Annotated in this window: 21 protein-coding genes; 12 read left to right on the top strand and 9 right to left on the bottom strand. The window is 41.8% G+C overall.

Features of this window, described 5'->3' with window-relative positions; genetic code table 11:
• The first annotated feature begins 125 nt into the window (after positions 1 to 125).
• Both JWR61_RS17575 and JWR61_RS17580 read left to right on the top strand, forming a co-directional pair.
• A complete protein-coding gene (locus tag JWR61_RS17575) occupies positions 126 to 3176 on the top strand; it encodes a two-component regulator propeller domain-containing protein (protein WP_301929051.1) in 3051 nt (1016 codons plus the stop codon).
• 269 nt (positions 3177 to 3445) lie between these two features.
• Positions 3446 to 4114, top strand: coding sequence for a transposase (locus JWR61_RS17580; RefSeq protein WP_301929052.1), 669 nt, complete (start codon positions 3446 to 3448; stop codon positions 4112 to 4114).
• 69 nt (positions 4115 to 4183) lie between these two features.
• Here the strand turns inward: JWR61_RS17580 and JWR61_RS17585 are convergent, their stop codons facing one another.
• The 3 genes from JWR61_RS17585 to JWR61_RS17595 are packed head-to-tail and all read right to left on the bottom strand — an operon-like array spanning position 4184 to position 7086.
• Positions 4184 to 4942 (bottom strand): LytTR family DNA-binding domain-containing protein, encoded by a 759-nt coding sequence (locus JWR61_RS17585; RefSeq protein WP_301929053.1) that lies wholly within the window; start codon positions 4940 to 4942, stop codon positions 4184 to 4186.
• A 24-nt stretch (positions 4943 to 4966) separates the two neighbouring features.
• On the bottom strand, positions 4967 to 6037 hold the full coding sequence (locus tag JWR61_RS17590) for a sensor histidine kinase (RefSeq protein ID WP_301929054.1): 1071 nt from the start codon (positions 6035 to 6037) through the stop codon (positions 4967 to 4969).
• Entirely contained in the window at positions 6034 to 7086 is a 1053-nt protein-coding gene (locus JWR61_RS17595; protein ID WP_301929055.1) for a sensor histidine kinase, read from the bottom strand. Before JWR61_RS17595 ends, JWR61_RS17590 begins: the two co-directional genes overlap by 4 nt.
• Positions 7087 to 7357: 271 nt before the next feature.
• On the opposite strand from JWR61_RS17595, the gene JWR61_RS17600 reads away from it, so the two are divergent.
• The 6 genes from JWR61_RS17600 to JWR61_RS17625 all read left to right on the top strand — a co-directional run bounded on the left by JWR61_RS17600 (position 7358) and on the right by JWR61_RS17625 (position 13806).
• The gene (locus JWR61_RS17600) at positions 7358 to 8716 is read left to right on the top strand and encodes a glycosyltransferase (RefSeq protein ID WP_301929056.1); all 1359 of its coding nucleotides are present in this window, start codon (positions 7358 to 7360) and stop codon (positions 8714 to 8716) included.
• Between the two features lie 124 nt (positions 8717 to 8840).
• Positions 8841 to 9623, top strand: a complete 783-nt coding sequence (locus JWR61_RS17605; RefSeq protein ID WP_301929057.1) for a hypothetical protein — start codon at positions 8841 to 8843, stop codon at positions 9621 to 9623.
• 249 nt (positions 9624 to 9872) lie between these two features.
• A complete protein-coding gene (locus JWR61_RS17610) occupies positions 9873 to 10553 on the top strand; it encodes a hemerythrin domain-containing protein (protein WP_301929058.1) in 681 nt (226 codons plus the stop codon).
• A 29-nt stretch (positions 10554 to 10582) separates the two neighbouring features.
• A complete protein-coding gene (locus JWR61_RS17615; RefSeq protein WP_301929059.1) occupies positions 10583 to 11416 on the top strand; it encodes a hypothetical protein in 834 nt (277 codons plus the stop codon).
• 172 nt (positions 11417 to 11588) lie between these two features.
• Positions 11589 to 12839 (top strand): MFS transporter, encoded by a 1251-nt coding sequence (locus tag JWR61_RS17620; RefSeq protein ID WP_301929060.1) that lies wholly within the window; start codon positions 11589 to 11591, stop codon positions 12837 to 12839.
• Between the two features lie 115 nt (positions 12840 to 12954).
• A complete protein-coding gene (locus JWR61_RS17625; RefSeq protein WP_301929061.1) occupies positions 12955 to 13806 on the top strand; it encodes an ROK family protein in 852 nt (283 codons plus the stop codon).
• Positions 13807 to 13841: 35 nt separating this feature from the next.
• On the opposite strand, the gene JWR61_RS17630 is transcribed toward JWR61_RS17625, so the two are convergent.
• Complete coding sequence (locus JWR61_RS17630) at positions 13842 to 15365, bottom strand: Gfo/Idh/MocA family protein (RefSeq protein WP_301929062.1); 1524 nt, start codon at positions 15363 to 15365, stop codon at positions 13842 to 13844.
• 10 nt (positions 15366 to 15375) lie between these two features.
• A complete protein-coding gene (locus tag JWR61_RS17635; RefSeq protein ID WP_301929063.1) occupies positions 15376 to 16080 on the bottom strand; it encodes a DUF1080 domain-containing protein in 705 nt (234 codons plus the stop codon).
• A gap of 331 nt (positions 16081 to 16411) precedes the next feature.
• On the opposite strand from JWR61_RS17635, the gene JWR61_RS17640 reads away from it, so the two are divergent.
• Both JWR61_RS17640 and JWR61_RS17645 read left to right on the top strand, forming a co-directional pair.
• Entirely contained in the window at positions 16412 to 17617 is a 1206-nt protein-coding gene (locus JWR61_RS17640) for a glycosyltransferase (protein WP_301929064.1), read from the top strand.
• 301 nt (positions 17618 to 17918) lie between these two features.
• Positions 17919 to 18356, top strand: a complete 438-nt coding sequence (locus tag JWR61_RS17645; protein WP_301929065.1) for a hypothetical protein — start codon at positions 17919 to 17921, stop codon at positions 18354 to 18356.
• Between the two features lie 74 nt (positions 18357 to 18430).
• Here the strand turns inward: JWR61_RS17645 and JWR61_RS17650 are convergent, their stop codons facing one another.
• Entirely contained in the window at positions 18431 to 18817 is a 387-nt protein-coding gene (locus tag JWR61_RS17650; protein WP_301929066.1) for a VOC family protein, read from the bottom strand.
• A 320-nt stretch (positions 18818 to 19137) separates the two neighbouring features.
• Between JWR61_RS17650 and JWR61_RS17655 the strand changes: the two genes are divergently transcribed.
• The gene (locus tag JWR61_RS17655) at positions 19138 to 20286 is read left to right on the top strand and encodes a GAF domain-containing protein (RefSeq protein WP_301929067.1); all 1149 of its coding nucleotides are present in this window, start codon (positions 19138 to 19140) and stop codon (positions 20284 to 20286) included.
• 206 nt (positions 20287 to 20492) lie between these two features.
• Positions 20493 to 20741: a hypothetical protein gene (locus JWR61_RS17660; protein ID WP_301929068.1), complete on the top strand. Its 249-nt coding sequence runs from the start codon at positions 20493 to 20495 to the stop codon at positions 20739 to 20741.
• A 30-nt stretch (positions 20742 to 20771) separates the two neighbouring features.
• Here the strand turns inward: JWR61_RS17660 and JWR61_RS17665 are convergent, their stop codons facing one another.
• The 3 genes from JWR61_RS17665 to JWR61_RS17675 all read right to left on the bottom strand — a co-directional run bounded on the left by JWR61_RS17665 (position 20772) and on the right by JWR61_RS17675 (position 24764).
• A complete protein-coding gene (locus JWR61_RS17665; protein WP_301929069.1) occupies positions 20772 to 21821 on the bottom strand; it encodes a glycosyl hydrolase 53 family protein in 1050 nt (349 codons plus the stop codon).
• Between the two features lie 153 nt (positions 21822 to 21974).
• A complete protein-coding gene (locus JWR61_RS17670; RefSeq protein ID WP_301929070.1) occupies positions 21975 to 23447 on the bottom strand; it encodes a PQQ-dependent sugar dehydrogenase in 1473 nt (490 codons plus the stop codon).
• A gap of 279 nt (positions 23448 to 23726) precedes the next feature.
• The gene (locus tag JWR61_RS17675) at positions 23727 to 24764 is read right to left on the bottom strand and encodes a glycoside hydrolase family 43 protein (RefSeq protein WP_301929071.1); all 1038 of its coding nucleotides are present in this window, start codon (positions 24762 to 24764) and stop codon (positions 23727 to 23729) included.
• Positions 24765 to 24982 lie beyond the last annotated feature (218 nt).

Raw genomic sequence — 24982 nt, forward strand, 5'->3', positions numbered from 1 at the left:
CACGACCGAATAGTCTCAGCATGAATTGCGTAAACGCCGGTATCAGGTGTCATTTCTGTTGCACCAACCGGTTTGCTTTATTACATAGGTTTATTACATTTGATTATTAAAAAAATCAAACTCTTTTGGTAAAGTTATTTTTGGTAATCAGCATTTTTCTGTTTGCATCATTTGCCATTGCGCAAGCACCGAAGCAGTATTCATTTACGCATTATACCACCAACTCAGGACTTTTATCCAACCAGGTAAATACGGTGTTGCAGGATGAGGAAGGTTATATCTGGACAGGCACCACAGACGGCCTGCAACGGTTTGATGGCACCCGGTATAAATCTTTCCGGCATATTGAAAATGATACTACCAGCCTTCCGTCTAACCCCGTATGGCAAATATTGATTGATAAAAAGAAAAATTTATGGTTATTAATGTCTGATGGCAATGTGGGCATCTTTGACAGAAAGAAATTTACATTCAGAAACGTACCAACACATTTCAAAAAAGCCATTACTCCAAATACTTCATTGAAACGGTTGATAACTGACGAGTATGGCCACCTTTTTTATCTCCTGAGCGGCAGTGAGGTAATTACCCTTAATGAAACCAATACTGAGTTTTCTTACATACATAACTTTTTTAAGCAGCAACAAAACTGGGATATCATTGACTTTATCCAGCAAGCCGGCACCCAAAAATACTGGCTCAGCGTAGCCAAAACTGGCCTGGCACTTTATGATCAAAAAAATGACCAGTTAAGTTATCCGGGTGCAAACAAAGCAAATGATGCTTTGATTGACCAGTATGCGGGTGGCTCTTACAACCATCTTTTTTTTGACGATCGCAATCGTTTATGGTTCATTACATGGAATACAGTACCGTTTATTCAATGCTACGATCTTGCAAAGCATCAACCCTTTTTAAAAGACATAACCCTTGGTGGATCTTTAAAAACCTATCACGAGATCAAGGGATTTTTTCAGCAACGAGATGGCACTATTTGGGTGAATGGTTTGCTGGTTCTCGCAAATTTTCTGGAGGCAGAAAAGCAATTTCAACTGGTATACAATGGTTATGTCAATGAACAAAGCATCGCTTACGAAATGGTGCATTGCTTATTTGAAGACCGGGAAAAAAATATCTGGGCAGGCACAGATAACAATGGTTTATACCGTTTCAATCCTGCTACCGAATTTTTCACCTGCATAAAACATTTCAGCAATCCAACTGCATCCGCCGGCAAAGGAAGTCTGCTCTCTTTTATAGCAACCAGGTGGGGAACCATACTTGCCGGTACCTGGGGTGACGGATTGTATGAATACGATTCCAACTTCAATCCGGTGCCGCTTACTATCAGGGGCCTTGGCATCGCCAATCCGTTTATATGGAGCATGTGCGCTTCGGCAGACAGCAACAGCATCTGGATGTCTGCACAACCAGGCATTTATTTAATAGACCAGGCAAAGCGGTCTTTTAAATATTTCAATCCTCCCCTTTTACAAAACCAAACCATTCGCCAGGTAGCGGAAGATAAAAGTCGCAACCTGTGGTTGGGAACTTATCAGTTGGGTGTATTTAAGTGGACTCCAGCAAAAGGCAAGCAAAATTTTGACGCCGGTATCGAAGCCATTGATGCCGTACCTCCTGTTCAGATAAATAAGATCACAGTTGATTCAAAAGGCTATATATGGGTAGGAACGCCCGAAAACGGCGTGTATGTTTTAGATCCCGCTACCAATAAAATTACAATGCGCTTCAGTGATACATCGGCGATGGAAAAAAGGCTGCCCGAACGGGGCATCTCTTCTATCCTCGATTACAACGATAGTACTGTCATTATAACGACAGCTACCCGTGTGGTGGTTTATAACAGAGTAACGCAAAGCCTGTCCGTTGTAGGACAGCCGGGAATGATATCCGGATTTATTACTGCGGTAGAGAAAGATAAAGACGGCTACCTGTGGCTTACGAGTACCAGTGGCCTGTACCGAATCCAGATTCGAAAACAGATTTTTGTAAAATTTACCCGCCGGGATGGCCTGGATAATGAGCATTTTATACAATCTGCTTCTGCCGTACTTCCCGGCGGCCGCCTGCTGTTTGGAACTACCAATGATATGGTGCTCTTTGATCCGGCTAAAATTCATGTAGCCCCGGCTACCCCGGATGTACTGATAACCGATTTCAAAATAATGGGCAGTTCTGTTTCTGTTGATTCGCTGAACAATTTAAAAGCCCTGGAATTGAGCTACCAGGAAAATTCGTTGGCCATTGAATTTTCGCCGCTTATTTACAACAGTCCCTATCTTATAAAATATAAAATGGACGGGCTGGATAAAGACTGGAAAATAGCCGATAAAAATAATGAAGCCATCTACAGCTTTTTACCGCCGGGCAGCTACACCTTCCTGTTAAAAACAGTGAATGAAGAAGGAAAAGAATCAGCAACAGCTACCCAGCTTAAAATAATAATCGTTCCTCCTTTTTGGAAAACCTGGTGGTTTTACAGCCTGGTAGTTTTATTTATTGTGGCATTGCTATTCTGGCTGGATAAAGAAAGGATGAAACGAAAAGAAGCCATTCAAAAAATGCGGGCTGATATTGCAGACAATCTGTACCAGGATGTAAATACAGCGCTCAGCAATATTAATATTTTAAGCGAAATGGCAAAACTGAAAGCAGATAAAGACCCTGAAAAATCAAAGGAATTTATTCAGCAGATTAACGGTAAAAGTCAGCAGATGATGGTGGCCATGGATGATATGCTGTGGGGTATCAGCCCGGAAAATGACAGCATGCAAAAAACCATTGAACGCATTAAAGAGCATGTTGATTCGCTGCGCAACCGGTATGACTCGGAGATTAATTTACTGATTGATAAAAAAGTGGAAGCCCTGGAACTGGATATGAAATTACGTCAGCACATTTGCTGGTTTATTAAAAGCGGCAGCACCAATATAGTCCGTACCGGTGCTACAGAATGCAATCTGCACATCGGGGTTGAGAAAAACAACCTGGTCTACACGATTGAATTCAACAGTACACAGTCGGATATGCAACTGCTGAATAATATTTTACAACGGCAGGAGCTTGCCGCCAAGCTGGAAGAAGTTAAAGGTGTACTACAAACAAAATTGAGTCCCACGAAGTCATTGATTGTGCTGACTGTACCGCTGCGGTAAGCCTATTACGGCCGGCACCGAAGGTCAGACCGTATGAATTAAAATAGGTATGTAAACAAGATCAAATAACTACAGAACATCAATTAAGTTGAGGAAGCTTGCCCGTTCAAAAGACTTTTCCTTATGGTCGGTACCGAAGGTCAGACCGTAAGGATCCGTCGATGTTATAGATTGGAACATGACTTTACCTTCCCGCCAATAACGGTCTGACCTGCGGTGCCGACCATTATTGGCTATGAAAACCAAAACAAACGCCGTATATTAAAGCAATGAAAATAATTGCAGATGATATATACCACATCTACAACCAGGGTAACAACCAGGAGACCATATTTTATACAGATGAAGACTATATCCAATTTTTAACAATTTTCAGGAGAGTGGTTCAGCCACATTGCAGCGTGCTAGCCTATTGCTTAATGCCAAATCACTTTCATTTTTTGCTTTACACAACAGATGATTCAGCCAAAGTAAAACGAATTGGCAATATCGATTCCTGTGAATTGTCAAACGGCTTTCGCCTGCTACAAAGCAGCTACGCACAATACGTCAATAAAAAATACAATAGAAGCGGTTCACTTTTCAGACAAAAAGCAAAAGCAAAATCAACATCCGAAGGCACGGGTGAATATCATGCCATTGCCTTTCATTACATCCACCAGAATCCTGTAAAGGCTGGGCTCGTTAAACGACTGGAGGATTGGCCTTATTCCTCGTTTATCGATTATGCAGGTATTAGAAAAGGAAGCTTATGCAATCAACTGCTGGCAGAAGAAAGAATTGGTTTTAATAAAAATAATTTTATCCGCCAATCATATGATGAAATAGATCCGGAGCTGGTGCAGCATATTTATGATAAAAGAGATTGGAATATCTTATCGCATCCGGTCGGCACCGAAGGTCAGACCGGTTGCGATGGAACGGAACCTACTGTGTGATAAGACAGCTTGTAAAACTAACTCCCAACCGGCAACCCCGGTCTGACCTTCGGTACCGACCGGCGTTGTCTACTTCCCCATCCACTTTTTAAACTCGGTCACTTTCTCCCGGCTTACCAGTGCTTCTTTATCGACGGCGGGTTTCAATCCAAGAATTAAACGGTTACCAAAATAGTCGTCAATTTTATCAATGCTATTGATGGATACATAAAAAGAGCGGCTGATGCGGAAGTATTTTTCAGCGTCAAGCATATCTTCCAGTTCATCCATTGTATAGTCGACCACAAACTTTTTGTTATCGTTTGTTTTGAAAAAATTCAGGCGCCCATCGCTGTAGAAATAGGCAATTTCATCAATTTCTACCGATACCAGCTTTTGACCGTACTTTACCAAAAACCGCTTGCGGTATTCTTTGGGTTGCAATTTTTGCTGCAGCTCTTTTACAATACTGTCGATATTGATATCGGACGTACCCTTAATTTTTTTAAATTTATTCAGCGCTGCTTCCAGCTCTTCTTTCTGAATGGGCTTTAATAAATAATCCACGCTGTTGACCTTGAACGCTTTCAATGCATATTCATCATAGGAAGTGGTAAATATCACCGGGCTTTTTACATCGGTTAAATTAAAAACCTCGAAGCTTTGGCCGTCGGCCAGTTCGATATCCATCAAAATCAAATCAGGCTGCGGATTGGTCGTTAACCAGTCCACCGTATTTTTAATACTGTCTGTTACTCCCACTACGTTCGCACCTGCATCTAGTGCGGCCAGTGTTTTTTGTAATTTTTTTACAGCCAGGTCTTCGTCTTCTACAATTAATATTTTCATAATAAAAAAGTTAATGGTTTGAAATCATTTTTTTGTATTTATTATTTTTTGGCTGGTAGCGTTGTTCCATAGCAGGGGCATCACGACCGTAAAATTTCTTTCATTTTCTATAATCTGAAAACCGGGCAAATGCAGCAGATCGTATTTCACTTTTATATTTTCCAGCCCTATTTTGTTGCCGGGTGCTTTTACGGTACGGTGCTGCAGGTTATTATTCACTACCAGGCGGTTGCCTTCTGTTGTAAATATTTCAATGGACAGTGGCTGCGCTTTTGAAATAGAATTGTGTTTGACTGCGTTTTCTACCAGCAGTTGCAGGCTCAGGGAAGGCAACAGGTAAGGATAGTATTTTTTATCTGCTTCCATGTGCAGGCTGATGGCATCTCCATGCCTTGTTTTTAGTAATTTAAAATAACTCTCTATGAATTTCATCTCATTGGCCAGCGTACTCATTCCATCTTCGTTATTTCGGATCAGGTAACGGTAAACCTTGCTGAGCTCATCTAAAAAAGTTTCTGCCTTATCCTTATCTTCTGAAATTAAAGAAGACAAGGTATTAAAACAATTAAATAAAAAGTGCGGGTTTACTTTTTGTTTAAGCCCATCAAACTCCTGCTGTAACTGCAATTGCTCCAGTGTAGCTTTTTCCGCAATGCTTTCCTTATACTTATCAATTATAAAAATTACTTCAAATAAAGTTTCAAAAATTAAATTGGTGCTCAGGCCAACCAGGTAGCCATACCTGATATCGTCTTCCCGGATGGTATAACCCAGTATGTGAAACGCCTGGAACACATAAAAAATCAGCAACACAGATGGCGTCATCACCAACAGATTTACCAGTAACTTGTAAAAAATTCTTTTACCAGTTAGCTCCAGGGAAGGAAATTTTTGTTGCAGCCAGTGAATGTATTGTATGTGCCCCATAAAAGAGATATATCCAATAGCATGGATCAGCGGCACTGTGACTGCCCACACTTTCCAGTCTGTCCAGATTCTTTCGTCGTACAAAATCCACGTAAAGGCAAAAGAAATAAAGACCATGGAAAACCAATAGGCCTGCCATTTTACTTTAGATGGTTTTGCTATTTTCATAACAGTACGGCTTTATCATCAAACAATGGCAATAACAGTATTCGTTTATTATCCTGCTCCTGTATGGTTACATTCCCGGCATTCAGCATCTGGTATTTGTTGATTAAATTGTCGAGCCCGTCGTCGATATCATAGTTTTGAAGCACTATCTTTTCGTGTATGCTATTAACGATGGCTAAACTATCTCCACCGTCAGCTGAGATGGTGATAGATAACGGATCGCTTTTGCTGAGCGCATTGGTATAAATGATATTTTCCAAAATCACCTGCATGCTCAATGGTGGCAATTTCTTGTGCACCGACTGCTTGTTAATATCAATACTGTATTGTATGGCGACACCAAAACGTTCTTTAGCCAGGTATAAATAGGACGCAGCAAATTTCATTTCCATTTCCAGCGATACCAGCAACTCTTCGTCACTGCGCAACAGGTAACGGTGCACCTTCGTCATCTCATCCAAAAATTGTTCTGCCTTTTCTGTATCCTCCTGTATTAATCCCGACAGTGTGTTAAAACAGTTGAATAAAAAATGTGGATTGATCTGCCCTTTCAAGCCCAATACCCTGCTGCGCTGGTACACATTTTTTAGTTGCTCGGTTTCTGTAATCGATGCCTTCCAGGCTTCCCAGTTGGCAACGCCTTCGTTTATAAAAGTGATGATGGTACTCATGATGCAGGCGTACAATATAGACCAGCCCAGCATGCCCGGTCTTGGATTACAAGCCAGCGGCTGCAACCAGTTGTACAGGTAAAAAAGCACTGACACAGCTATACAGTTCAGCAGGTAAAATACCGGCAGCATAGCGGCGATGCGTTTAAACATTTCGCCTGCCGATGGAAACCGCCTTTGAATAAACGTGGCCACTATACCAAAGAAGAAATAGATGGCAAACATAAACAGGCCGGTATATAAAAAGCTTTGGGCAACCAATTTTAAAGAATGATACACACAACTGCCAAACACCAATAAATTAAGAAAGATGATGTAGGGTATCATCACCCAGATAAAAACCAGTGGCTCTTTATTACTGTACCGTTTTAATGCCATGATGTAATTTAAAAAATATACGCAATAATTGTTTTCAGCAATACACCAAATGTGAAATTGATGTATGAATTGAGGAAAAGGCTGTATGAATTGTAAACGTACAGTCATAGTAGTATACTATCATTTTCGGCTGCAGAAAATAGTCCGGCGACAGAACAAGCAGTCCATCATCTGAATTTGCCAATCCACGCAGGCTGCCATTTAAAATGATTTTACTCCATTTTATTATTGCACTTCAATCAAAATAAACAAACATTCAAAACTATTTTTTATGCAACAACAAACTGGTACGCAACGTATCAACGCAAAAATTTTATTTATCACCATGCCCGCCGACGGGCATTTCAATCCGCTGACGGGATTGGCAAAACACCTGCAAAGCCTTGGCTGTGATGTTAGGTGGTACACCCAGGATTTGTATAAGGAGAAACTTGCAAAATTGCAAATTCAGCACTATCCCTGTGTACATGCACCACAGCTGAACCAACTGAATTTTGAGCAATTTTTTACTGACCGGGTGAAGCACAATAGCCAGCTGGCAAAATTTAAATTTGACCTTGAGCATTGCTTTATAAGACCCGTACCGGCAATTTTAAAGGACATCGAAGACATTCACACCACTTTTCATTTTGACCTGGTGGTGGCGGATATTATGTCGTTTTGTATTCCGTTGATAAAAGCGCAATTCAATGTACCGGTGATTGCGGCTGGTATTATCCCGCTGATGGAGACCTCTGCTAACCTTCCGCCTGCCGGCATGGGATTGGTTCCGGCTGATACGGTAGCAGGAAGAATCAAACACCGGGTATTGCATAGCATTACCAATGCCCTGGTATTTAAAAAAGTGAATGCCATTTTCAGGGAAATCATTGCAGGCTACGGTGTAGAAGCTCCGGAAGGAAATATTTTTGATATCCTGTATCGTTCTGCCGATGTGGTGCTGCAAAGCGGCACGCCTGGCTTTGAGTACAACCGTAGCGATATGAGTTCGAATATACAGTTTACCGGCCCTTTGCTGCCGTACAGTTCCGGCGCCAAAGCTGCCTGGTTTGATGAACGCATCGCCGTATACAACAAAATAATTTTGGTAACGCAGGGCACGGTTGAAAAGAACATCAATAAAATTCTGATACCTACCCTGGAAGCCTTCAAAAACTCGGATACATTGGTGATAGCAACAACCGGCGGTGCACATACGGCTGCCCTTAAAAGAATGTATGCTTGTCAAAATATCATAATAGAAGATTTTATTCCTTTTGCAGATGTGATGCCTTTTGCAAATGCCTATGTTACCAATGGCGGCTACGGTGGTACGCTGTTATCTGTTCAGCATCATCTGCCGCTGGTTGTTGCGGGTGTGCATGAAGACAAAAATGAAATCTGTGCCCGGGTAGGTTTCTTTAAACTGGGTATCAATTTAAAAACAGAAACACCTTCGCCCATGCAAATAAAAAAAGCGGTGGAAAAGGTTATGAACGATACATTATACCCTCAAAATGTAAAACGACTGGCCAATGAATTTGCCTGTTACAATGCCAATACTATTTTTGAGGATACTGTAAAAAAGTTGTTGCAAACAAATAAAACAAATTATCGTAAAACATATCAACAGCAAGCTGCTACGTTATAAATACAATTATAACAATTCATCCAAACATTCGCACAATTCATTCAGCACGCTATTTTAAAAGAGGCTTTTCAATAACATCTTTGTGCTGTCAATCAAAAACAATCATCAACAAAAATTTAAAAGTATGAAAAAATTATTCCTGGCAACCGCAGTGATTGCCATCGCATTTTCTTCCTGCAAAAAAGAAGACAACAACAGCAACAGTAAAGGTGGCATTTTTAAAGGCCCCGAAACCGAAATGTACCATGGCAAAGCCTGGACATGGATTCAGCTGGACAACCAAGGCAATCCTGAAAGAGTCGCCATCGCTATCAACGATGCTGCATTGAGCAGCGTTACACCAGGCAGCGGCAGCACAGGTTCGGGTCACACACACGAAAACAACGAAGTGCTTGCATTTCATCCTAAAGCCGCAGTCACACCGTTTCAGCATGCCTGGCTAAACTGGAACCCGAACGGACATCCTCCTGCTGGTATCTATGACAAACCACATTTTGACTTACATTTTTACATGGTGCCATCCACAGAAAGAGAAGCCTATGTTGACCCGGTTAAATTGAATGCAGATCCGGCCGCGACCTATTTACCTGCCAATTATATGGGTGGCGATCCCGTACCTACCATGGGCAAACACTGGGTAGATATCACTTCACCGGAATTAAACCCAACCAACCCGCAACCATTTACCCAGACATTTATTTATGGTTCGTACGACAGCAAAGTTGTTTTTTATGAGCCCATGATTACACTGGACTTTTTAAAAACCACCAGCAATTTTGTAAGGGATATTCCACAACCGGCGCAGTTTCAAAAAAGCGGTTACTACCCAACAAAAATGCGCATTACAAAACAGGATGGTGTAACTAATATTATTCTTGAAGGCATGGTGTACAGGGGGCAATCATAAGGAGTCAGTGGTGAGCGCTGAGTGGTGAGTAGTCAATAGTCAATGGTGAATACAGAATAGTTGGCTTTTGCGTTGAAACAAAAAATACCGCTATAGCTGGCATCTATCACTTTAATTGACAAGCGATCACCGTTATCGAGAATTGCTATTGACTATCGTCGATCGACCATTGACCACTCACAACTCACAACTCACAACTCACCATTGACTATTCACCATTGACCATTCACCACAATTAAAATTTATTTTATGCAACGCTATAATGTTTTTTACCAGGTACACAAGGGCTTAAGGGAATTGCTTTACACAACCGGCAGCCTTTTACAACAAACCGACTTTGACAACGCAGAAGAACGCGAAAGCGCTTTGCAACAAGTGCGTTTAACGGCGGATTTATTTGACAAACATGCCTACACCGAAGATAATTTTGTATTGCCCGACATCGCATCCCACGACGCTTCGGTAAGCGATTTGTTTGCAGCGGAACATGTGCAGGATCATGCACTGGGCGCACGTTTGCGGGCATTGCTTGCAAAACTTGAGTTGTCTGCTTTGGGCACAGACAGTCTGCAGACGGGCTGCGAATTGCGAACTGCCTTTACTGATTTTTTGGTATTTAATTTAAACCATATGGCCAAAGAGGAGGTAGTGCTTAATAAGTTGCTTTGGCAACATTACACCGATGAACAACTACATGGACTGACCCGAAAAATTCTGGCTCATATTGCTCCCGCAGATCTTCAAATTTTCAGCAGCTGGATGATGCGTGGACTGAGCAACAACGAAGTGATCGGCTGGTTGAAAGAAATAAAAAATAATGCACCGGAAGTTGCATTTACAGCCATGTTGAACCTGGCAGAAAAAGAGTTGCCTGCTACCCGCTGGCACCTGGTACAGGATTGCATTACAGAGGGGGCAATGATTGCCTGACAAAAATTAAATCTTTTAAATTATAAACGATGAAACAAACATTCAACAACGCAGTGCGGCATTGTATGATTGCCTTTGCAGTAACAGGCAGCCTGGCTTTATTTTCATTTACAATTGTGAAAATGAACGGTGAATTTTTAAAGCAGCTGGGCATCAGCAAAACTGAGGCGGACCAAAAAATAACAGGCAGTATATTAGGTGGCTACCTGAACCAGTATGGCATCCGTAATGCTAAAAATATCGCGGTAGGCAACCGGGCTGCCGTTACAAAAGACTTGCTGTTGTACACAAAGCAGTTTGTTAATTCCACGACGTTTATAAAAGAATACAACACGATGAGAGAAAATGAAAAGCCTAAACCCTATTTGATTGAAACACCGGAAGCCATGCGCAGCAACCAGATCAACATGCTGAAGAAAAGCGTTAGCGAAACGGAAGCCAACATTAAAACTGCGGATGCTTCCATTAAAAAAATATTCGAAGATGTATTGGTCTCCACCAAACAACAACTGAAGGAAGCGGAAGATCCCAACAATAAAACTTTCGTCAATTACAAAAAGAACTATCCTGACATGTTGAAATCTGCAGAGACTTCCAATAAGCAACGCCTGCAGGAATGGGAAGCTAAGTATCCGGCCAACCAACTGCTGTTTGTTAAAAAAAGATTACAGGATTTTTTAACAAACACGGCAGACATTGACTTTGACGCCGCATTAATTACAAAAAACAACAAGCGTTATTTTGTAAATCCACTGTATGAAAAGCAAAAAGGTAGTTACTGGAAAATGGCTTTCCGAGCCGGTAAGGAAGTAGTTTTGCCTGCAAGGGAATTTGTACAGCAATGGCTGGACGAAATAAAATAACAACATTAAAAATCAGCAATAACCAATTTTAAAAATTACAGGCCGGATAATTCCGGTCTGTTTTATTTGGGCCCGTTAGTCCGTGAGAGTGTTTACCGAAAAAAATTTTGCAGGATGGATTATTAAAGTAAAATTGTACGATTATTACTTACGCTTAACCAACCGCCTGCAAATGAAAAGAAGTTCCTACGCCGTTTTTTTGGTGATGCTGACGTTTTTCGTCATCTCTTTTTTAACCAATGTTATAGGCCCGCTGATACCCGATATGATTACAGGATTTAGCCTGAGCCTTACTTTGGTGGCTTTACTGCCTTTTGCATTTTTTATTGCTTATGGTGTAATGTCTATACCATCCGGCATGCTGATAGAAAAATACAACGAAAAGAAAATGATGATCGTTGCCTTTGTGATTGCGCTATTGGGATCACTGATACTGGCATTGTTTCCTAATTATTTATCGGCAGTATTTTCATTATTTGTAATCGGGTGCGGCATGGCGATGCTGCAGGTTGTTATCAATCCCTTATTGCGCACGGCAGGGGGCGAAGAGCATTACGCCTTCTATTCCGTGTTAGCGCAATTGATATTCGGACTGGCATCTTTTCTGAGTCCCCTGGCATATTCCGGTATGGTGTCAGGTTTAAAACAACACAGCGACAGTGGCTTTTTTGCTTTGTTCAATAAACTGGTTCCTGCAAATCTTCCCTGGATTTCATTGTACTTTCTTTTTGTTGTGATATGCCTGGCAATGGTACTGGTGATTGCAGTTTCCAAATTTCCAAAGGTTGAATTGACCAATGACGAAAAGGCCGGCCAGTGGGCAACACATGTACAATTATTCAAGACAAAAAAAGTAGTGTTATTTTTTATTGGCATGATCTGCTATGTAGGTACAGAGCAGGGTGTAGCCAACTGGATATCGCAGTTCCTATTTACTTATCATGGACTGGACCCGCAAAAAACAGGGGCCGATACAGTGGCTTATTTTTGGGGATTAATGACCGCCGGCGGTGTGCTGGGTTTATTGTTATTAAAATTATTAGACAGCAGGATTGTACTGATTTCATTCACCATATTAGCAATCCTTAGCCTGAGTGCTGCCTTGTTTGGTTCGGCAAAAATAGCCCTGGCAGCTTTTCCGATGGTAGGCTTTTTTGCATCCGTGATGTACCCGATCATATTTTCCCTGGCATTGAATTCGGTGGCAGAACACCATGGTTCCTTCTCAGGCATTCTTGTAACGGGTATTATTGGCGGCGCTATCATTCCCCTTGTGGTGGGCTGGCTGGGCGATCAGCTGGGGCTGAGGGCCGGCATGTGTTTTTTATATCTCACTATGGGGTATATCCTGAGCATCGGCTTTTGGGCGAAGCCTATTATTACGAATAAGACGATTAAACTTTTTAAGAAAGACAGTCAATAGTCCATTGTCAATAGTGAGTGGTCAATGGTGAATAGTGGAGTCTGGCATGTCAGAAGTAAAACAATTCGTGTAATTCGTGTAAAAAAATTCGTGTTATCTCTTACAATTAAAAACTATGAACGACAAAAAAATTATAGGGGTTGATTTTGGCGCTACCAGTATCAAGGCTGGCCTGGTGCATGGCGATCAGCTGTCTGCTATTCATTCAAAACACATTAACAATGCCGGCACGGAAGCCGAAGTGTTGCAGGATTTATTTTTTGTGATTGATCAGTTGATAGATAAAGAAGTAGTATCAATTGGTGTAGGCGTGCCGAGCGTGGTGGATACCGAAGAAGGCATTGTGTATGATGTGATCAACATCCCTTCCTGGAAAGAAGTGCCCTTAAAAAAGATACTGGAAGAACGCTACCACATCCCTGCATTTATCAACAACGATGCAAACTGTTTTGCATTGGGCGAACATTATTTTGGCAAAGGCATTGGTAAAAAAGATATGATTGGTCTTACGATAGGAACCGGACTGGGTGCAGGTATCATCATCAACAACCGTTTATTTGCAGGCGCCAATTGCGGTGCAGGTGAATTTGGTATGGTGCAATATTTAGATCACGTGTACGAGTATTATGCCTGCGGACAGTTCTTCAACAACGTGTACCATACCGATGGACCGCTGGTTTTTGAAAAAGCCAAAGCCGGCGATCCGCAGGCGCAGCAATGGTATGCAGAGATGGGCACACACCTGGGCAACGCCATCAAAACCATCATGTACACCTATGATATTTCGTTGATTATTTTTGGTGGTTCCGTACGACTGGCTTATCCGTATTTCCAGGAGACTATGTGGAAGCAAATTAAGACTTTCGCCTTCACAAAATCTGCCGAACGATTAAGGATTGAAATATCCGACATGGAAAACCCCGCTATTTTTGGAGCAGCGGGGCTGTATTATGATAATGTGCAGTAATCTGCTGTCTATTCAAAAGAACGTATAACTCATAACTAAATCTTCAACTCTCCCCACCCCTTCCGATATTCTCTTTTAATAAATTGATTGGCTGCTTCAAAATTGGTGACTTTCATATTGGCACCATCCCATTTAAAATCCAGGTAACGACCATTGAATTTGTAGCCTTCCATATTGCCATAAACAGGATCATTGCGGGTAATTTTTTCCTGCAGGTTAAAACTTCTCAGTAACAGGTTGCCGAGCAACACTGTTTCTGTCAACGGGCCGGCGTACCCTTCAAAAGGCGAGTCCACTTCCATTTTACCATAGCCTGCAATACAGGCATCTACCCATTGCCACCAATGCCCGTCCATGCCACCTTGTACTCTTGGATATTTTTCCGGGACATGTACGTCTTTGTTTAAAGAAAGCGGCAACAATCTTGGATGACTTCCACCCCAGCCGCAGGATACTTTTCCTTTGCTGCCGATAAATAAGGTGCAACCTTCAAAATCATTTTCGCCGGGAAAGTCGCCCATCACTTCATTCATATTTACACCAGGTTCCAGTTCATCCAGCCGTTCGGGTGTTATGCCGCCATCCATCCAGTATAAATCCAGCGGCTTGCCATTTTGCTGTTTAAATTTAAATTTGATAGAGCTGGATACCGGGCCGCTTTCAGGGTAAATACCTTCTTTAAAAATACCATTGTAGACCGTACTGGCACTGCCCGAAACGTCGGTGGGATAACCGAGGCCAAGCAACTTAAATGGTGGCCCCATAATGTGACAACCCATGTCACCCAATGCACCGGTACCAAAAGTCCACCAGCCACGCCAGTTGAACGGCACAAGGTTATCAATGTAATCTGTTTGCGGCGCTGTGCCCAGCCATAAATCCCATTTTAATTCTTTGGGGATTGCAGGCCGTTCTTTAGGCCAGGAAATGCCTTGTGGCCATACGGGCCTGTCCGTCCAGCAATACACTTTTTCTATCTCACCAATCAGCCCGGCTTCAAACCATTCCCGCATGGTGCGCATGCCATCGCAGGAAGCGCCCTGGTCGCCCATCTGCGTCACCACTTTGTATTTTTTGGCGGCTTCGGTTATAACACGGGCTTCGTAAATATCGTGCGTTAATGGTTTTTGTAAATAGAGATGCTTGTTTAATTTCATCGCACTTAACCCAACAATCGCATGATTATGATCTGGAATGGCAACTGTTACCGCATCAAAATTTTTATTTTCTTTTTCGAACATTTCCCGCCAGTCGTGGTAAAATTTGGCCTGCGGAAATTCTTTCAACCTGGGTGCAGCTTGCCTTTCATCCACATCACATAAAAAAGATACGACTGCATTTTTTTTGGGAGCCGATGCATAGTGGTGAATATCATTCTCCGCTTCGCCGCCACAACCTACTGCAGCAATGTATAATTTATCGCTGGGCGCTGTGTATCCCTTTCCACCCAATACAAAACGCGGCACAATATAAAACCCGGCCGTAGCGATTGCAGTCTTTTTGATAAATTCTTTACGGCTGGTTGTTTTTTTTGCAGGATTATTTTTCTTTTCTTTCATGGCAAATCATTTATTTTTTTGCAAGCGGTTTAACAGCAACCTCCTTAAAATAAACTACATCATCGTCGCCATGATTTTGCAAACCAATGTAGCCTTCATTAGGTCTTCTTCCCCTGAAAGGTTCAAAATCAAACTTGCGTTCCGGTGTAGGGTCGCCTTCTTTATAGTCAGTTACTTTTTCTCCATTCACGTACACGATTGTTCTTGGGCCATTTAATGTAATTTCCATGGTATTCCACTCAGGCCCGGGTTTGCCTGGTTTAGCCAGCGGTTTGGTTAAGGAATACAACGTGCCTGTTATGTGATAGTCATCCTCATCAGATGTTTCAGGATGATTGTCAATCTGCACTTCATAGCCGTAAAAAACGGGCATCCATTCTTCTTTTGGTTCAATGGGGATGCGGATAAACACCCCGGCATTGCTGTTGAATTTTTGCATTTTGTACACCACGCGGATGGTGCAATTGCTGAGTTTGCCACCCGTCCAGTATAACAGGCCCATACCTCCGTGGCCGCGTATCAGGCCATCTTCCACCTCACTGCTGCCTTTGCCAACATGCTTCCAGCCGGTTAAATCTTTGCCATTAAAAAGCTGTTTCCAGCCCGTGCTGTCCGTCTTTTTTTGGGTGGTTTGTGCTTGTAAATTGGATAGAGCAGAAAGTAAGAACAAGCTTATAAAGAGGCAGAGCGCCTTCAGCAATTTTTTGTTTGACATAACATCGTTTGTTTAAAAATAAAGATGTTCTAAGGTAGGATAAAAAAGAGAGGCGTTGAAATTTTAAAAGGATTAACGCGGCGAAAAAGGAGCCCAGGTTTACTTTACTTATGGACCATGATCCAGCAAAACAAAAAGCGGCAGTCAGCCTCATTGGACAGTTTGTCGCCCCAATGCAATTCTTCCTGCATCGCAGCCAACCTTTTTATTCGCCCTATCATCTTACCTATGCGTATAATAAATAAACCAGCTGGCGCATGATTAAATATCTACATCAAATATTCCGGAAATATGCAATGGTGCTGGCTTCTATCTAATTAACACCGAAAATATGAGAATCCTTTTTGTAACAGATACCTGCCATCCACACATAAATGATATATATTATTTTATTTGCAAAATGGGAGCGCTGTTGCAGACAAAAGGTCACCGGGTGGCAGTAATTGCACCATCTCAAACCTACCATTACACGAAAAGCAGAATTAATAATATTGATGTATATGCTATGCCATCTCTGCCGCTGCCGCATTATCCCAACCTCCGGGTTACGATGCCGTTTTCGGTTCAGTCAAGATTAAAAAATGTCATTGGCAGTTTTAATCCGGATGTAATACATATCCAGGATCATTTTATTTTATCAAAAGCCGTAGTAAAACTAAACCGCAAACTGAACATTCCACTGATTGCAACCAACCATTTTTTACCTGCATCTGTAAGTTCTTTTATTAAAAATAAAATGATAAAAAGAGTAATAGAAAATTTTTGGTGGTCAAGGTTTTCTGATGTTTTTAATGAGGCTTTACTGGTAACCACTTATACAGAAGCTGGCGCCCGTATCATACGCCCACGGTTGGATGCAGATGTTATTCCTATTTCAGGCAGTGTTTATACAGAGCCGTTTACTTCATTTGAAAAAAAACAACGCATTAAAAATAAGTATGGCTTAGTTGATAAACCGGTGTTGTTATATGTTGGCAGACTGGATACAGGCAACCACATAGACGGAATTATTGAGGCTGTGGCGAAGGTGGCAAAGACAATTGATTTTTGTTTTGTGGTGGCGGGTAATGGCAATCAGAAAGCGGCGCTGGAAAAGCAGGTAAAAGAATTACACATCGAAGACAGGGTGATGTTTACGGGCTTTGTGCCGGAAGAGGATCTGTACAAATTGTACGGTATAAGCCGTTGCTTTATAACCGCCACCACAACTGAATTACATAGCCTGGCAATATTACAGGCAATGGCAGCAGGGCTTCCCGTGATTGCGCCGAATGCCGGTGCGGTGGATAATTTCGTGCAGGACAAAAACAATGGCTATTTATTCAACCCGGGTGATACCGACACCATTGCTGCATCTATCACCCGTATTTTTTCGAACGATTATCTTCATGTTCACATGGCTAAAAAAAGCCTGGAATACATTCGTCTCCATGACATTCGCACAACCGCTGCTTCCTTTGAGCGGGCATATAAAAGCTGCTACGTACGCAACATTATTATACGGCATCATAAGGAAGAGCTGGTATCAGGCAGTTAGAATTTAAGTAGCAAGTATTAAGTACTTGGTGTTTAGTATTAAGACTAGAGTTCTCAGTGCCGGGTGTTTATAATACTGTCTGTACTTGTCTTTGTACTTAATACTTTATACTTAATACTAAACAGCAAATATTAAGTATTCAGATTGGAGTGGCTCATGTTTGGTGTTCTGCATAGTGTTTTTTTTGTGTTTATCTTGATACTAAATACCCTATACTTAACACTATGAATCCTTTAACGTTTTGTATGTAAACTATCGTTACAATAATCCATCTATTATAACGTAACAAAATTTACATACAATGAAAAAGATCTTTACAATTTCCGCAATAATGAGTGCCCTGCTTTTAATCACTACCATGGCTGACGCCCAGTATTCGAACAGGGGCAAAAATAACCAGGGTGGTCAGAGCAATCAATATGGACAAAATCAACAGGGTGGCCAAAACAACCAGCATGGCCAGCAAAACCAGGGTGGTCAATACAATGGCGGTAACCAGGGTAATCAATATGGACAGGATAACCAGTATGGTCAGAACAACCTGCCCCGTCAGCAAGACGACCGCCGGATGAATGACCGCAATGACAGGGATCGTTCAGACAGAGGCTACCGCGGTGATGACTATGGGTATCACAGAGGAGGACGTTATGATCGTTTTGACAGGTATAACCGTGGAAGACATTACGGCTATTACGACCGGTATGATGACCATAGATATTACGACAGAAGACGTTTTTAATAAGGGATAAACCACCAAGAAAAAAACCAGGAGCGATCCTGGTTTTTGATTTTCAACACCCTTTTTTTGATCGCTTATATTTTCTGTTCAATCAGCCAGTAATGTCCGAAGGGATCTTGAAATTCCCCCTGCCGGTAACCGTAATCATAATCCTGCGCCGGAGAAATTTCTATTGCGCCTGCGGCTATTGCTTTTTGCATTACTATATCCACATCCGGCACAAAAAGGCCGATGGTGACGGTACTATCATTGTGTTGATCCGGGCTGGTTGAATTGGGCCGCCCCATGGCTTCGTGCAAATGAAATATGTTTCCATCGATTGATAACTCCGATACATGAATGCTTCCGTCATCATTTGAAAACCTCCGCACTTCAACGGCATCAAAAGCCTGTAAATAAAAATCAACATTGGTCACGCCATTTCTTATGGTAAGGTGCGGGGCAAAAAATGTGTTGTTCATTTTCTTTCTGTTTGATGATATTATTGAGGTTATTTTACTGAAAGCTAAAGTTACTGTTTGTTAAGATGATCGTTTGATATGGATATTTTTTTACAACTTATATCCCCGCCTGATTTTTTTAATTCAAATATGTTACCATTAACATTTTTATTTGTTGACATAAAATAACCGTATACTTTTTTATACTTTCTTTGCCCGTTATTGTTTTCTTTTTAAAGTTACCTCGCCCCTGGTTCTATTTACCCGTATGTAATTTTTAATGGTAAAACTTTCAAAGCCCTGCAAGCAGGGTGTAATGTTTTATATTAATTTTTACAATTATGATTTTAGCCGATTTGCCGGATGAGGAAGAAATGCGTTTGCTGGAACTCAATTCCTATGATGTATTGGGGAATGAATCAGAAGAAGATTTCAATGATCTTGCCACGCTGGCCGTACAAATTTTCAATTACCCCATTGCATTGGTAACTTTAATTGATAACAATCACCAATGGTTTAAGGGAAAAAGCGGTACCAATGAGACGGGCAATTCAAGAGACCTGAGCTTTTGTTCACACACCATTTTGCAGGATAATGTGATGGTTGTAGAAGACGCAACCAAAGACAAACGCTTTTTTGATAACCCTGTAGTAGCAGGAGATTTCAATATCCGCTTTTATGCAGGTGCTCCTATTCTGTCACCCGCAGGGTATAAACTGGGCACTGTTTGCCTGTTTGATGTTAAGCCAGGTACTTTATCCGAAGCAGACAAAAAATCGCTTATACTGCTGGCAAAACAAGCAAGCAAATTACTGGAGTTAAGAAAGAAAAACCTTGTCATCCGGCAAAGGGCGAAAGATATTATTGAGCTAAAATCAACCATCATTGGGCAGATGATGCAGGTACAGATAGATGATAAAATTTCCATGGCACATACGCTGCATGAAGATCTTGCACAACGCATCGCATCTGGATTGCTTTATTTACGTACCGCGGAGAACAGCAGTAGCAGTCGTCCGGATTTAATACACAACGCAGCTAAACAACTGGAAGAGGTACTGGCAGAGATCAAAAGCCTTACTTATTCGATCGTACCACAGGCAATCAATGTGCTGCCGGCCGATGTTTTAATAAAAGAATACATCGAAAAAGTGGCGCCTGCTTTTGACTTCAGCATCACAATTAATACAGAAAGCATTGCAGAAAATAACTATAGTAATATCGCGGTTCATGCCATCGGCATTATCGGGCAATGGCTTAAGGTGCTGGCAAAAAAAAGCATCACCAATGCGCACATAGCAGTAAATATAGAAGACCGGTTTGAAATTTTGTTTGAAGACAACGCAGCCGCAGCAGAGCCCGAAAAAAGAAAACAGGAAGTGCTGGAAAGCTCAATTTATGATAGGGTAAAATCCATGCATGGCAGCACAGAACTATTCAGCTTAAATGGCCGGCAGGTGTTGAAGATTTCATTGCCGTTGGTTGAATAATATGCCTCAGTGTATTTTTACTGATTATAGGCCACCATTTCATACTCAATCAATAGCCGGAATTAAACTGGCAGTACATAATTAAGAGCTGAAAAACTTTTTATAAAACTGCATAACTCTATTCTAAGTTCAACAAGACCCCATATATAATCGCTCCCCCTTCAACAAATAAACTGGCAAATCACCGCAATCCCTATTTTTACAGCATGAAAGTATATCATTTTAAACACCAGGAAATTTTGCTGAATGACGAATTCCTTCCGGAAGCGCAACTGGTTGAAATGTATAAAGACATTTTACTGAGTTTGATGGCACGGCATGAACTTAGCAGAAAAAAGATATTTGAAAGTGTTGATATAATCTATCATAACATCAGCGTCAATCCGTTGACTGTTGTAACGTTGTTAAAAAAACAGGAATTACCACCGTTTGTTTTTTTAGCCTGCCGGAATTAATTTTATCACAATATCAACATTGGAAGAAAATTATTTTAACAAAAATGCATCCATGGCCCTGGTGGGTTTACCATCATCGCCCCACGCACTCAGTGCGTATTTACTCCAGCTCCTGGCCCCCTCCGGTTCCCAGTAAAATAAGCCCAATCCTTTGTTGTTTGGAACAGCTTTTACTTTTTGCTGAACCGCCACCAGCATATCGTAGGTGTTCTGAACTTTGTTATCTTCCCCTCCCACTTCAACCACCATTACTTCTTTACCATACCTTGCTGCCAGGTCATTTAAATTATTGCCCAGGTCATCAATAGAAAGCGAATAATCCGGATTGTCTTTAAGCCAGTAGGGATAATAAGATAAACCGATGACATCATATTTGGCATTATGTGAACGGGCGCTGTCAAACCAAGTTCTGAACCTTGCATTATTGTTACCCTGGTCTACATGCAATATTACTTTTGTTGACGGGCTCACCTTTTTCACTGCATCATACCCCTTGTTGATGAGTTGTGCCAGGCTGTCCCAGTGATCGGTACTGCCTTCAGGATAAATCATACCGCTCGCCGTTTCATTGCCTACCTGCACCCATTCAGGAGTAATGCCGGCTTGCTTTAATGCCTTCATCACGCCGTCAGTATAAGTATATAAGTCATTCAGTAATTGCGGAAAGCCATGACCCTCCCATGCTTTAGGTTTGCGTTGCTGACCAGGGTCGGCCCAGCTGTCGCTGTAATGAAAATCAATCATCACTTTCATGCCCCAATGTTTTGCACGCTTAGCCATGGCGACCGTTTCGGCCGTGCTGCAATGGCCGCTGGCTTTATCATCAGACGGATTTACCCATGCCCTTAACCGGATAGAATTGACGCCATGATCTTTTAATATCTTAAAACAATCCTGTGGCTTTCTTTTGCTGTTGTAGAATTGATAACCGCTTGCTTCCATCTGCGGCAGCCAGCTGATGTCTGCACCTTTGGCAAAAAAAGATGGGCCTTGCTGGGCCATTAAAGTCACTGGTGTTATTATCAGCAAAGCGACAATAATTGTGCAGGCCAATTGTGTGTTTTGTATGTTTATTTTCATATGAATGGTTTGGAGTTTATTGCAGATGGTACAGACTTTAAAAAAGTGGGGCCTGTCTGCTCTTTACGAAATTACAACCATTACATAAGTCAACACACCTGTTTCAGACATTCAGGCAAGTCATACTATTTTGTTTAAGACTATTGCTATATCCTATTTCTTATTTATTCTTTTAGTAAGAATAAAATTCACCATCTCATTGGTTTGCCTATCAGACAAAACGCCTCTCCATGCCGGCATGCCTTTGGTGATTACGCCTTCGGTGACCGATTTTTTTATTGCGGCAAAAGAGTTGCCGTAATTAAATTTTTTGTTTACCAGTCCGGGCTTTGTATCCACACCTTTCAGATCGGCACCATGGCAGCCGGCGCATAGTTGAGCATATAATATTTTAGCAGTGGCGGCTGTTTTATTCATGCCCGCATTGTTTTTGTTAATAGCTACCTGTAATTTTTCAACCTGTAGAGGATACCCTTTTTTCGCAGCGATCTCTTCCGCAGTTGCGGGCCGCATTCTCAGTATCATATCATAACTGCCTTCTCCTTGTGGTGCATTGCTTTCCGGCGGATCAACATGGGAGGTTGAAAAATAAAGGTCACCATCCGGCCCTTCAGCCAGCGCCCTGATTCGGCCATAAATATTTTTCAGCAAAAAATTATAGGAGCCGATCTTCCTGTTTTCAAAATCAATTTTCAAAATGGCTTCACCCCGCATGCAGGCCACCAGCAGGTTTCCTTTCATCGAAGGAAAAGCTTTACCGCTGTAGAAGATCGCTTCGGCCGGACCAATAGATGGCGAAAATTCCATCACAGGTGACATCATGCCATCTGCATTGTTGCGGTGATGCATCACAGGCCACCCGTAATTATTACCTTTTGTAACGATGTTAATCTCATCACCTCCCGTTGGACCATGCTCTGAATTATACAAAAAACCGGTGCCCGGCTGAAAGGCAATACCCTGTGAATTGCGATGGCCGTAAGTCCAGATTTCTTTGCGGGCTGTATCTGTTTTTACAAAAGGATTATCGGCTGGTATAGATCCATCTTCATTCAGGCGAAGTATTTTTCCATTGAGTGCCTTCAGATCCTGCGCCAGTCTTGGTACATCGGCATCACCAGTTGTGATGTATAATTTTTTATCTGCTCCAAACTTTAAGCGGCAACCCGTATGGTTAAAAACACCGGGTATTTTTTCGATGATGGTTTGCGGATTGATTAACGAATCGTCTGCATATTTATAGCTGGCAACACGTAAAAAAGTTGTGTTATTAATACGGTAATTATATGCCAGGTAAACTAAGTGGTTGGTGGCAAAATTGGGATGAAGACATAAAGCAAGCAACCCCATTTTTCCCTTTACTTCAATATCAGGAACATTGAGTACTGGTTTTTCTATTAACTGGTTGTGTTGCATCAGGCGGACCCTGCCGGGCCTTTCAGTAAACAGCATGCTGCTGTCGGGTAAAAAAACAATATCCCATGGCACGGCTAAATTGATGGCCAGTGTATCCACTGCAAACCAGGCTGGAACAGCTTTCGGCAACTTAGGTTGCTTCACTACAAATGCTGTCAACCCAATAAAAACAGCCATCATTAAAACGGCGCAACAAATAATCTTCTTCATAACATCAATTAAAATTTCAGCAAATGCTTTCCCTATTACTAAAAATTAAGGCGGTATATTTTGTTGATTTGTATTACTGCAAATGGTCAGCCGTTTTTTTGCTGAATGAAGAAAAATAAACATTACGCAACCCCGTCAGCGGTTAATCCCGATAGCTATCGGGACTGACGGCGGTTGCAGAAAAACGGATCGTTATTTTGAAGATCTGCCTAACCGCCGACGGGGCTGAAAGCCGCCGTCGGGGTTATAGGTGTTTCATACAAATACGATGTTAAATATCTAATTCCCCGAAGGAACATTTAATACTTCCCCTTCTTTTACAGGCACGCCAAAATTGGGCGAACCATCCATGTCCCAGGTAAATTTTTGTGCCCGTGGCGAACGAAAACCGCCACAACCCTGGCCGGGTTTTGAATTGGCGTGGTACAAAATATAATCTTCCTTACCATCAGGTGATTTAAAAAATGAATTGTGGCCCGGCGCATACACGCCGTTTTCAGGTGCCTGTTTAAATACTGGCTCCGGCGATTTTGTCCAGGAAGCGGGGTTCATCAAATCAGCGCCCGCATTGGCTGTCAGCATGCCGAGTGCATAAAAATCCGTCCAGCAACCGCTGGCAGAATAAATTAAAAATAGTTTGTTGCCATGTACCAATACTTCCGGGCCTTCGTTTACATTTACATGCGGCACATCATCTGCATTATTAAGATCGCCATGTATTTCCCATGGCAATGAGGGTGTCGACAATTTTGCTCTTGCTCCTTCAACGGTCCAGGGATTCTTCATTTTAGCAATGTAAATATCCTGCTCGCCATTGGCATCTCCTTCCCATCCGCTCCAGATGGTGTACAGCTGCTTTTTATATTCAAACACCGAACCATCAATGCTCCATTTATCACCGGGCGTAGTGAACTTACCTTTAACGATCCACTCCCCTTTTAACGGATCGGCAGAACTGTTTTCCAGCACCCAAAGCCGGTGATTGATATTACGGCCGCTGTCTGCCGCGAAATAAATATACCATTTGCCCTGCAGGAAATGTATTTCCGGCGCCCATAATTCTTTTGAATAAGGACCTGTGGGAGGCGGTGTAAATACCACTTTCTTCTCCGCCGTTTTTAGGTCAGCAATGCTGCCGGTTTTCCAAAGTGTGATATTATGGCCGGTTGAATTGGTATAATAATAAAATCCATTTTTGTAAATGCACCAGGGGTCTGCACCGGACGAGAGCAGCGGGTTGGTAAATGTTTTTTTCTGCTGGGCTTGTACAGCCAAACTACAGAACAGGATCAGGCCGTAAACAAATTTGTATGTCATTTTCATGCTGCGGTTTTTTAAAAATGTCAGGTAATTATTTTTACTGTCAAAGTCACATAACTAAAACTATTCAAACATTTCGTAGCTCCTCCTTCAGTTGTTGCCCAGTGCTAAAAAAGTAAAAGGAAGTGACACAACGATGTTTGTTTGAAAAACAAATGCCTGTACAAAAAATATTTTTCTCCGAAGATTTTTAAACATCATTATTGACAGAACAT

The organism is Ferruginibacter sp. (genome assembly GCF_028288465.1).
Classification (GTDB): domain Bacteria; phylum Bacteroidota; class Bacteroidia; order Chitinophagales; family Chitinophagaceae; genus Ferruginibacter.